The sequence below is a fragment of the Novosphingobium sp. genome (assembly GCF_031417815.1).
Lineage (GTDB): Bacteria > Pseudomonadota > Alphaproteobacteria > Sphingomonadales > Sphingomonadaceae > Novosphingobium.
The window spans coordinates 1-11,456 of the sequence record NZ_JANOWI010000006.1 but is presented as its reverse complement, the minus strand read 5'-3'; the positions used below and the strand labels follow the sequence as shown (position 1 = coordinate 11,456).

Genomic DNA, 11,456 nt, shown 5'->3' with positions numbered 1-11,456 from the left:
GGTGATCCGGCTCGACGGGCTCCAGCGGGCCAATGCCGAGGTCGGCTCGGGCGATCATGTCGAGGTCGCCAAGGCCGAATCCCGCCCCGCCAGCCGCGTGGTGTTCGCCCCGGCGCAGCGCGAGATGCGCCTCCAGGGCCCGGGCCAGGCGCTCAAGCGCAACTTCTTCGGGCGGCCGCTGGTCGCGGGCGATCTGGTCGCCACCACCGGTCAGCAGCAAGTTCGCGACATGCCGCCCGAAGTGGCACGGATGTTCAACGCCCCGGCGTTTGCGCTCACCCAGATCCGCCTGACCGTGGTCGCGACGGTGCCCAAGGGTATCGTCCACATCGACGAGAACACCGAGGTCGAGCTGCGCGAGCAATTCGAAGAAGCGCGCGGCTCGCGCGGCGATGTCAACTACGACGATGTCGGCGGGATGGGCGATACGATCCAGCAGCTGCGCGAAATGGTCGAACTGCCGCTGCGCTACCCCGAACTGTTCACCCGGCTGGGCGTCGATCCGCCCAAAGGCGTGCTGCTGCACGGGCCACCGGGGACCGGCAAGACCCGGCTGGCGCGCGCGGTGGCCAACGAAAGCGAAGCCAGCTTCTTCGTTATCAACGGCCCCGAGATCATGGGCAGCGCCTATGGCGAGAGCGAACGACGCCTGCGCGAAGTGTTCGAGGAAGCGGCCAAGGCCTCGCCCTCGATCGTGTTCATCGATGAGATCGACTCAATCGCGCCCAAGCGTTCAGGCACGCCGGGCGAGGCTGAAAAGCGGCTGGTGGCGCAGCTCCTCACCTTGATGGACGGGCTGGGCACCAGCACCAATATCGTGGTGATCGCCGCCACCAACCGCCCCGATGCGATCGACGAGGCGCTGCGCCGACCCGGCCGGTTCGACCGCGAGATCGTGGTCGGTGTGCCCGACGAAAAGGGTCGCCGCGAAATTCTGGCGATCCACACCCGCGGCATGCCGCTGGCCGAAGGGGTCGCGCTGGACGAGCTGGCCCGCACCACGCATGGTTTTGTCGGCGCCGATCTGGGTGCCTTGGCGCGCGAAGCGGCGATGGACGCAGTGCGCCGGATCATGCCCGAGCTCGATCTTGAGGCCCAGACCATCCCGCCCGACGTGCTCGAACGGCTGACCGTGACCCGCGATGATTTCGTCAATGCGCTGAAACGCGTCCAGCCCTCGGCGATGCGCGAAGTGATGGTCGAAGTGCCGCGCGTCGGCTGGGCCGATATCGGCGGAACCGACGAAGCGCAGGAATTGCTGAAAGAAGGGATCGAACTGCCGCTCAAAAGCCCCGAAGCCTTCCGCCGCCTCGGCATCCGCCCGGCCAAGGGGTTTCTGCTCTATGGCCCGCCGGGCACCGGCAAGACCCTGCTGGCCAAAGCCGTGGCCAAGGAAAGCGAGGCCAATTTCATCTCGATCAAATCGAGCGACCTGCTTTCCAAATGGTACGGCGAAAGCGAACAACAGATCAGCCGGCTGTTCGCCCGCGCGCGCCAAGTGGCACCGTGCGTGATATTCATCGACGAGATCGACAGTCTGGTTCCAGCGCGCGGCAGCGGGGCGGGTGAACCGCAAGTGACGGGCCGCGTGGTCAACACCATGCTGGCCGAAATGGACGGGATGGAAGAGCTGTCGTCGGTCGTCGTGATCGGCGCAACCAACCGCCCCAACCTGGTCGATCCGGCCTTGCTGCGCCCAGGCCGGCTGGATGAACTGGTCTATGTCGGCGTGCCCGATGCCAAAGGCCGCGAGCACATTCTGAAAATTCACACGCGCAATATGCCGCTCGCCAAAGGCATCGATCTGGCGGCAATCGCCGCGCAAGCCGAACGCTTCACCGGCGCCGACCTTGAAGACCTGACCCGCCGCGCCGGGATGAATGCGATCCGCGCCCACGGGGCCAAGGTGAAGACGATCTCGGCTGACGATTTCACAGCCGCGCTCAAAGAGTCGCGCGCCACGGTTACGCCCGAAATGGAGGCCGAATACCTCAAGATGAAAGGCGAGCTGAAAAAGCGCGCAGCTGCGGTCAACCTGACCCCGATCGGGTTCCTCGCCCCGGGGATGGTTTCATCGACGCGGGACAAGAAGCACAGTTAGACGCGCTCAGACATCATCGCACAGCGCGTCGGCCATGTGTTCGCGCAGCCATTCAAGCATGGCTTCGCGCATCGCCGGGCGCAGGCGATTGAGCGCGGTTGGGCCCTTGGCGCTCATCACCAGCTTGAGCTCGATCGAGCCGACGTTGATTTCGGACACGTGGAGCGATCCGGTGCGTTGATCCCAATCCGCGTTGGCGGCGAGCAGGCTTTCATAGGCGGCGCGGATATCGGCCAGCGGGAAGCCGGGCTTGATCGGCAGCACCACCGATCCGGTTATCCCGCCCCCGGCGCGGGTCCAGTTCTGGAAACTGCCGTCGAGGAACTTGGCGGTCGGCACGATCAGCCGGCGCTCGTCGCCGGTGCGGATCACCACATAGCTGAGGCGGATATCCTCAACCCGCCCACTTTCGCCTTCGACCACGATGTAATCGCCGATCCGGATCGGTTCGGTCAGCGCGATCTGCATCCCCGCGATCAGCGATTTCAGCGCAGGCTGGGCCGCTGCGCCGATCGCCAGCGTGGCCAGCCCGGCCGAGGCGAGCAGCGTGGTGCCGATATTGCGCACCGCCGGAATCCCGAACAGCACCAGCGCCACGGTAACGAAGACGATGACAAAGCCCGCGGTGCGCGAAAAGATCGCGATCCGGGTGCGGCGGCTACGCGCCGCCAGCTCGTCCTGATAGGCTTCGGTGCGCGCCTCCATTGCCTGGGCGAAGGCCTTGACCAGCGCGAACAGCACCCAGCCCATCAGTGCGGGCTCGATGAACCGGCCGGTCAATTCCCACACCCGCGCGATCAGCGCATTGCCCTCGGCCGCGACCGAAATTGCGATTGCCACCATCGCGTACAGGATCGGCCGCTTGATCCGGGCAAAAACCAGATCGTCCGATTCAGACGCTGACATCCGCGCCGCGCGCCCAAGCAGCGCAAACATCATGAAATGGAGCGCCACGGCTATCCCCACGGCGATCCCGGCATGAATTGCGGCGCGGGTCAGCAGCGCGGAAAGGTCGATGACCTTGCTTGCCTCGGGCGCGATTGCACCGAGCATCAGTGCGCCGCCCCCCAACTCAGCCCGGTGCCGATCTCGACCCCGAGCGGCACTGACAATTCAACCGAAGGTGCGGCGGCACCGGCCATAACATCGCGGATCACGGTGCTGGCTGCCGCCACATCGGCTTCGGGCAATTCGAACACCAGTTCATCATGGACTTGCAGCAGCATCCGGACCCCGCCATCTGGCCGACTTGGGCCCAGCCCGGCGGCCTCGAGCGCGGGCATCATCCGCGCCATCGCGCGCTTGATGATATCGGCGCTGGTGCCCTGGATCGGCGCATTGATCGCGGCGCGTTCGCTGCCCTGGCGTTCGGCCTGATTGGCCGAGCGGATCCGCGGAAACCAGCACTTGCGGCCCAGCAGCGTCTCCGAATAGCCCTGCTCGCGCACGGTCGCCAAGGTATCGTGGATATAGCGCTGGATGCCCGGGAAGCGCTGGAAATAGAGGTCGATCACGGCCTGTGCTTCCTCGCTGGTCACCCCCAGCCGGGCCGCCAGACCCCAGCGGCTGATGCCATAAAGGATCGCGAAGTTGACCGTCTTGGCGCGGCCGCGAGTATCGCGGTTGACCTCGCCGAACATTTCCTGCGCGGTGCGGGCGTGAATGTCCTCACCCGCCGCAAAGGCTTCCTTCAGCGCCGGCACATCGGCCATGTGCGCCGCCAGCCGCAGTTCGATCTGGCTATAATCCGCAGCGAGCAGCACGTTGCCCGGCTCAGCCACGAAAGCATCGCGGATCTGGCGGCCAATCTCGGTGCGGATCGGGATGTTCTGCAGGTTCGGCTCGGTCGAAGAGAGCCGCCCGGTTTGCGCGCCGACCAGGCTGTAACTGGTATGGACCCGCCCGGTGCGCGGGTTGATCGCCTCCTGCAAGGCTTCGGTATAGGTTGAGCGCAGCTTCGCAAGCTGGCGCCATTCAAGCACCTTGCCGGCAATCTCCGCGCCTTCGCCAGCCAGCCCTTCAAGCACCGACAGGTCGGTGGAATACTGCCCGGTCTTGCCCTTCTTGCCGCCTTTGTAGCCCAGCTTGTCGAACAATATGTCGCCCAGTTGCTTGGGGCTGCCAATCGTGAACGGCTGTCCGGCCAGGCCGTGGATGATGCTTTCGAGCTTGGCCATTTCTTCGGCGAAGGTGGCCGAAAGCTGCGCCAGCTTTTCGCGGTCAACCTTGATCCCGTGGCGCTCCATTTGCGCCACAACCGGCACCAGCGGCCGGTCAACGCGTTCGTAAACCCGGGTCGCCGCCTCGTACGAGAGCCGCGGCTTGAGCAGGCGGTGCAGCCGCCAGGTTACTTCGGCATCCTCGGCCGCATACGCAGTGGCGCGGTCCAGCGGCACTTCGGTGAAGGGGATCATCTTCTTGCCACTGCCGCAGATCTCCTTGAAAGTCAGCGTGGTGTGACCCAGATGGCGCTCGGACAGTTCGTCCATGCCGTGGCCGCCGCCGATCCCGTCGAGGCTGCGCCCGGCGTCAAGATCGAAGCTCATCACCATGGTATCGTCGACCGGCCCCACGGCGATGCCGTGGCGGATCAGTACGTTGAGATCATACTTGGCGTTCTGCCCGATTTTCAGCACCGCATCGCTTTCGAGCAGTGGCTTTAGCCGCGCAATCGCTTCGGCCAGCGGCACCTGCTGCGGCTTTTCGGCGAACATATCGGTGCCGCCATGACCGAGCGGGATATAGCACGCCTGCCCCGACCCGGTGCACAGGCTGATCCCGGCCAGATCCGCGCTCATCGCGTCAAGCGCGCTGGTTTCGGTGTCGAAAGCCACCACCCGCGCGGCAAAGGCCCGCGCGATCCAGCGGTCAAGCGCGTCCGTGGTCTGGACGCATTCGTAGCTGGTCCGGTCGATCGGCGACAGTTCCGGAAGCGGTTGGTGATCGCCCGCTGGCGTTGCCGCAGCCCCGGCCGTCACCGCCTTGGCCGGGTTGAGATCGGTCCGCCGCTCAGGACTTCCCTTGCCATCGCCGAGCCGCTTCAAGAGGCTGTTGAAACCATGTTCGATCAGAAACGCGGCCAGCGGATCTGGCGGAATCGCGATCAGCTTGAAATCATCGAGCGGCAGCGGCAGCGGGCAATCTTCTTTCAATTGCACCAGTACCCGGCTGAGCCGCGCCATATCGGCCTGCTCGATCAGGCTTTCCTGCATCTTCGATGGCTTCATCGCCGACGCCGCCGCCAGCGCGCCTTCCAGGCTGCCGTGATCCTGGATCAGCTTGGTTGCGGTCTTGGGGCCGATCCCGCGGATGCCGGGGACATTGTCCGCCGAATCGCCCATCAACGCCAGCACATCGCCGACCAGCGCGGGCGTAACCCCGAACTTTTCCTCGACCTCGGCCACGCCGATCCGCAGGTTCTTCATCGTATCGAGCATGTCGATATGGCCGCCGTTTCCGTCCGGTCCAACCAGTTGCATCAGATCCTTGTCGGACGAAACGATCGTCACATCCCAGCCGCGTTCGGTGGCGGCGCGGGCATAAGAAGCGATCATGTCGTCAGCCTCGACATTGTCTTCTTCGATCAGCGGCAGCGAAAAGGCCCGGGTGGCATCGCGGATCAGGGGAAACTGCGGCCTCAGGTCTTCGGGCGCGGGCGGGCGATTGGCCTTGTACTGATCGTAGAGGTCGTTGCGAAAGCTGGTTCCGGACTTGTCGAGGACCACCGCCAGGTGGGTCGGGCCATCGGCCTTGTTGAGATCGTCGGCCAGTTTCCACAGCATCGTGGTATAGCCATAAACCGCGCCAACCGGCGTGCCCTGCGGATTGGTCAGCGGCGGCAGGCGGTGATAGGCGCGGAAAATATAAGCCGATCCGTCGACCAGATAGAGGTGTTGCTTGGCGTCCATAGCGCTGGGTTAGCAGGCCTTTAGCGCCATGGTAAGGCGCGATTCGCTGGCATGCGGCGGCCGAACACGCCGTCACGCCCTTGCCACAATTACCGCCGATTATGGTAAAAGCGCAGAAATACGAACCTGTTCATAACGCCCGCGACTATCGCTTGCATAGCCGTGCAAAGCCGATTATTTGGGCGGCGAAGTCTACCACCTCGGTAGGCTTTCCGTCTGGCTGCGTGCCAGGCGTGGTCCACTCGCTGTTCAAGGAATACTATTCATGCGCAAGATCGTTCTCGCTGCTGCTGTTGCCAGCGCCGCTCTCGCTCTGTCGGCCTGCAAGGGCGAAGAAGCAACCGAAGCCACCGCAACCGCCGAAGCCGTTGCTTCGGATGCTGCGACTGACGCTGCTGACGCCGCTGCTGCTGGCGCTGCTGCCGGTGCCGAAGCCGCTGGCGACGCTGCCAAGACTGCTGGCGATGCTGCTGCCACCGCTGGTTCGGCCGCCGCTGGCGCTGCCGAAGCTGCTGGCGACGCTGCCAAGGCTGCCGGCGAAGCCGCTGCCGACGCTGCTTCGAAGATGTAATCTTCGCCGCACGGCAAAGAATCGGGGCGCGGGGGAAACCTCGCGCCCCTTTTCTTTGGTCTGCTCCGCGCTCCCTGCTTGACCGATTTAATCGCTCGATTAAACTTGGGCCGAGGAAGCGAGAGGAAAGCGGTTGAGCGATTCCCTGACAGCCGGGCTGGAACGTGCCCTGGGCCGAATCGGCCTGCCCGCCCCCACCGGGCTGGAACGGCTGTCGGGCGGGGCCAACATGGAAAGCTGGCGTTTTGCGGCCGGCGCCGAAACCTGCGTGCTGCGCCGCGCCCCCTCGCTCGAAATGATGGTTGGGCGCCCGCTGACGCACGCCGATGAAGCCGCGCTGATCCGCGCCGCCCGCACCAGTGGTGTGCTCGCCCCCGAACTGCTGGTCGAGCTGGAACCGGATGACGGCCTCGGTTCGGGCTATGTGATGCGCGCGATTTCAGGATCGCCCGATCCCAATCTGTTTCTTGCCGAAGCCGATCCCGCGGCGGGTATCGCCGACATTGCCCGTGAACTGGCTGCAACGCACGCCGTCGATTGCACCGGTCTTGCGGTCCCGGTGATGGATACCGCCAATGCGCTGGCCGAACTGCGCGCCCGCTTCCTGACCTATGGCGGTGACCGGCCGATTCTGGCGCTGGCACTGCGCTGGCTGGAAGCCAACATCCCCGCCGCCGTCACCCCGCGGCTGGTCCACGGCGATTTCCGGCTGGGCAACCTGATGTTCGAACACGGCCGGCTGACCGGTGTGCTCGATTGGGAATTGGCGCATCTGGGCGACTGGCATGAGGACCTGGCCTTCGGCTGCATGACGGTATGGCGCTTTTCGCGGCCCGATCGGCCCGGCTACGGCCTGACCTCGATCGATGCGTTGGTCCGCGCATACGAAGCTACTGGCGAGCAAAAGTTCGATCCCGCGCGGTTCCGGTTCTGGACAATCTACCGCACCTTCTGGTGGGCGCTGGGCTGCCTGCAGATGGGCGGATTCTGGCGCGCCGGTCATGATCGCTCGGTCGAGCGCGTCGTCGTGGCGCGGCGCACCGCCGAACAGGAGCTGGACTTGCTGCTGCTGCTCGAAGACCAAGCCCCCGATGCCGAGCGCACGCGTCCCTTGCCCCCGGCTCAGCCCGCGCTGGTGCCGGGCAGCGGCGAGCCGAGCGCGGCTGAAATCCTGACTGCGGTGTCCGAATGGCTGGCCAGCGATATCAAGCCGCTGGTTGCGGGCCGCGGCAAATTCGATCTGGCGGTGGCGCGCAATGCCCTGGGGATCGTGGTGCGCGAGCTTGAACAGCGTCCCGCCGCCAGCGATGCAGCCCTCTCCGCCGATTTGATCTCGGGCAAGGTCGATCTGGCCACCCCCGGTATCCTCGCCAAGCTGCGGCGCATGGCGCTCGACAAATTGACCGCCGACATGCCGAAATATCCGGCGCTCGCACTGGCGCGCGCCCAATGGGAAGGAACCTGACATGGATTTTGCAATCCCGGCCGAACTGGAGGCCTATCTGGCCGAGCTTGACCAGTTCATCGCCGCCGAGATCAAGCCGCTCGAACAGCAGGATGACAACATCCGCTTCTTCGATCACCGCCGCGAATATGCGCGGACCGATTTTGAGAACCAGGGTCTGCCGCGCCGCGAATGGGAACTGCTGCTGGTCGAGGCGATGCGCCGCGCGGATGCAGCGGGGCACTGGCGCTTTTCGGCGCCCAAGAAATACGGCGGCAAGGATGGCTCGAACCTCGCCATGGCGGTGATCCGTGACCGGTTTGCGGCCAAGGGCCTGGGCCTCCACAACGATCTGCAGAACGAGCATTCGATCGTCGGCAACTTCCCGTTTGTTGCGATGTACGAACATTTCGGCACCGCGGCACAGCAGGAAGAATTCATCCTTGGCGGGTTCAATCGCACCCGCCGCGTGGCCTTTGGGCTGACCGAGCCCGATCACGGATCAGACGCGACCCACATGGAAACCCGCGCGGTGCGCGAGGTCCGCGATGGTGTGGCCGGCTGGCGGATCGATGGCCGCAAGATGTGGATCACCGGGATGCACGTCGCCACCCACTGCGCCGCGTTCTGCCGGACCAGCGGCAAGGACGGCGATGCCAAGGGGATCAGCTGCCTGCTGGTGCCGATCGATAACCCCGGCATGGTGGTCGATGAATATATGTGGACCTTCAACATGCCGACCGACCATCCGCGGATGCATTTCGAGAATTGCTGGGTGCCCGAATCTGCCATGCTGGGCCCGGTCGATGGCGGACTGTCGATCGCGCAGAGTTTCGTCCACCAGAACCGCATCCGCCAGGCTGCCTCATCACTCGGCGCGGCAACCTATTGCGTCGAGGAATCGGTTAAATACGCACGGGAACGCAAGCCGTTCGGGCAAGAGCTGGCGCGCAATCAGGGGATCCAGTTCCCGCTCGTGGAACTGGCCACCCAGTGCGAGATGCTGCGCGCCTTCATCTACAAGACTGCATGGCAAATGGACCAGATTCCGCACAAGGAGCTGGAGCACCAGCTGTCTGACAAGATTTCCATGTGCAACTACTACGCCAACCGGCTGGTCTGCGAAGCGGCTGACCGGGCGATGCAGGTGCACGGCGGGATCGGCTATTCACGCCACAAGCCGTTCGAACACATCTATCGCCACCACCGCCGCTACCGGATTACCGAAGGCGCTGAGGAAATCCAGATGCGCAAAGTGGGCGCCTACCTGTTCGGCTACCTCGGCCCGCGCAAGACGGAATTCGCGAAGGGGTAGGAATCCGCACGAGGTGAGGGGTCAGCCCTCACTTCGCCCGCGCAAATCAGCGCTGAGCCGAAGCGTATGTGCCGACGTCCGGCCCGACATAGCCATCGTAGATCACCCGCGATATCGCGGCGATCTTGGCATCGCGCCCGGCGTGGCCGCCCTGCCCGGTGACATAGATTGCCACGGCATAGACATGGCCATTGGGCCCGCGCACGATCCCGACATCGCTGGCGGTGTTGTTCAGCGTGCCGGTCTTGTGGGCGACCCGCGCATCGCTTGGCAACTGGCCGCGCAGGCGGCGCTTGCCGGTCAGGCAGCGTTCCATCGTGGCGATCAGGAAACCGCGACTTGACGTGCTGAGCCAGCGGCCTTCGTAAAGTCCGACCAGCAGCTGCGCCATCGCCATCGGCGTGGCGCTGTCGCGCTCGTCGATCATCTGGGCGGGATTGTATTCGCCATCATCGCGCACCAGCGTGGCAATATCGCGGTCGATCCGGAAGCCGGAGATCCCGGTCGTGCGGATCCAGCGGTTGACCGCAGCGGGTCCGCCGACCACCGCCAGCAGCGCGTCGGTGGCCTGGTTGTCCGAATGGATCAACGAGCGTTCGATCAATTGCCGCCCGGTGAGCATCGCGCCCGGACGGACCGGCGCAGCAAAGCCCGAAAAACGGGCCGACTTCACCGGCACCATCAACGGATACTGGGCATCAAGGCTGAAGCGCCCCTGATCCACTCCTTCGAGGAAAGTGGCGGCAATCGCGATCTTGCTGGTCGAGGCCAGCGGAAACGGGGTGTCGCCCAGCACCGAAACGGTCTGCCCGGTGGTCAGGTCGATCGCGGCGACCCCGATCCGGCCGTTGCCGTCGTCCGCCAGCGAGGCGACCTGCGAATTGAGCTCGCCGCCATAGCTGCGCTGGCTGCGCTGCGAAACATAAGGCCGCACCGAAGCAGGCGGCGTGCGCTTGGTGGTCTGCGCGGCGGGCAGGACCTTTGGCTGCACCCGCGATGCCTGAAGTTGCGGCGGCTGGCTGGCCGAAGCCGCTGGCTGCTGCGGCGACGCGATGAACGCCTTGTCGAATTCGGTTTCAAGGTTTTCCGCATGCGCTGGCGCGACCGGTGCGAGCACGGCCCCGGCCAAGGCCAGGCCCGACAGCACCTTGTGATAGAATCCCGTCTTCATCAGGAATGCGATAGCCCAAACATGCTTTCGGTTTGGCTAACAAGCCCCGACCCGCATACCCGCCCGCGACGAGCCGAGTGATTTGTGCGGGAAAGCGAGGCTAAGTAGGGAACCGCATCGTCGAATTGCCTAGGGCGCTGGCGTTACGGCCCCCGCACGCGGTGAATCGCATGAGCCGGGACAAACGCCGTCGCTGTCCGCAGAACAGAAAAGGGCCGGAAGGATTGCTCCCTCCGGCCCCGTTTCGTGTTTGCCGGGTCGGTCTGGCTTAGAAGTCCATCCCGCCCATGCCGCCGCCGCCCATCTGGGGCATCGCCGACTTGTCTTCCGGCTTTTCGCTGATCGCCGCTTCGGTGGTGATCAGCAGGCCGGCGACCGAAGCCGCGTCCTGCAGCGCAGTACGCACCACCTTGGTCGGATCGATCACGCCGGCCGCCACGAGGTTTTCGTAAACGTCGGTCGCGGCGTTGAAGCCCTGGGTTTCATCGTCTTCGCGCAGCAGGTTGCCCGAAACCACGGCACCATCGTGGCCCGCATTGGTGGCGATCTGCTTGAGCGGGGTGGTGATCGCCTTGCGGACGATGTCGATCCCCTTGGTCTGGTCGTCGTTGGCGCCCTTCATGCCGGCCAAAGCCTTGGTGGCATAGAGCAGCGCCGTGCCGCCGCCGGGGACGATACCTTCTTCGACCGCAGCGCGGGTGGCGTGCAGCGCATCGTCAACGCGGTCCTTGCGTTCCTTGACTTCGACTTCCGAAGCCCCGCCGACCTTGATCACCGCAACCCCGCCGGCCAGCTTGGCCAGACGTTCCTGCAGCTTTTCCTTGTCGTAATCGCTGGTCGTGGTTTCGATCTGGGCACGGATCTGTTCAACCCGGGCCTTGATGTCAGTGCCTTCACCGGCACCGTCGACGATGGTGGTGTTGTCCTTGTCGATCGAAACGCGCTT

General features: G+C 64.8%; 8 protein-coding genes. 4 read left to right on the top strand and 4 right to left on the bottom strand.

Features of this window, described 5'->3' with window-relative positions; genetic code table 11:
- The coding region (locus RMN99_RS01310) for a CDC48 family AAA ATPase (RefSeq protein WP_309621482.1) at window positions 1–2,101 on the top strand (2,101 nt) is incomplete at its 5' end.
- Window positions 2,102–2,107: 6 nt separating this feature from the next.
- On the opposite strand, the gene RMN99_RS01305 is transcribed toward RMN99_RS01310, so the two are convergent.
- Together RMN99_RS01305 and polA are read right to left on the bottom strand one after the other, a co-directional pair.
- Window positions 2,108–3,154, bottom strand: coding sequence for a mechanosensitive ion channel domain-containing protein (locus tag RMN99_RS01305; RefSeq protein ID WP_309621481.1), 1,047 nt, complete (start codon window positions 3,152–3,154; stop codon window positions 2,108–2,110).
- Window positions 3,154–6,009 (bottom strand): DNA polymerase I, encoded by a 2,856-nt coding sequence (gene polA, locus RMN99_RS01300; protein ID WP_309621480.1) that lies wholly within the window; start codon window positions 6,007–6,009, stop codon window positions 3,154–3,156. Before polA ends, RMN99_RS01305 begins: the two co-directional genes overlap by 1 nt.
- 265 nt (window positions 6,010–6,274) lie before the next feature.
- Here polA and RMN99_RS01295 point away from each other — a divergent pair, with 265 nt between their 5' ends.
- From RMN99_RS01295 to RMN99_RS01285, 3 genes are all read left to right on the top strand, one after another.
- The gene (locus tag RMN99_RS01295; RefSeq protein WP_309621479.1) at window positions 6,275–6,580 is read left to right on the top strand and encodes a hypothetical protein; all 306 of its coding nucleotides are present in this window, start codon (window positions 6,275–6,277) and stop codon (window positions 6,578–6,580) included.
- Window positions 6,581–6,713: 133 nt separating this feature from the next.
- Window positions 6,714–8,045 (top strand): phosphotransferase, encoded by a 1,332-nt coding sequence (locus RMN99_RS01290; protein ID WP_309621478.1) that lies wholly within the window; start codon window positions 6,714–6,716, stop codon window positions 8,043–8,045.
- Between the two features lies 1 nt (window position 8,046).
- Window positions 8,047–9,339, top strand: coding sequence for an acyl-CoA dehydrogenase family protein (locus RMN99_RS01285; RefSeq protein WP_309621477.1), 1,293 nt, complete (start codon window positions 8,047–8,049; stop codon window positions 9,337–9,339).
- Window positions 9,340–9,385: 46 nt separating this feature from the next.
- On the opposite strand, the gene bla is transcribed toward RMN99_RS01285, so the two are convergent.
- Both bla and RMN99_RS01275 read right to left on the bottom strand, forming a co-directional pair.
- Window positions 9,386–10,510 (bottom strand): class A beta-lactamase, encoded by a 1,125-nt coding sequence (gene bla / locus RMN99_RS01280; protein WP_309621476.1) that lies wholly within the window; start codon window positions 10,508–10,510, stop codon window positions 9,386–9,388.
- Between the two features lie 268 nt (window positions 10,511–10,778).
- On the bottom strand, window positions 10,779–11,456 hold a 678-nt coding region (locus tag RMN99_RS01275), incomplete at its 5' end, for a TCP-1/cpn60 chaperonin family protein (RefSeq protein ID WP_309621475.1).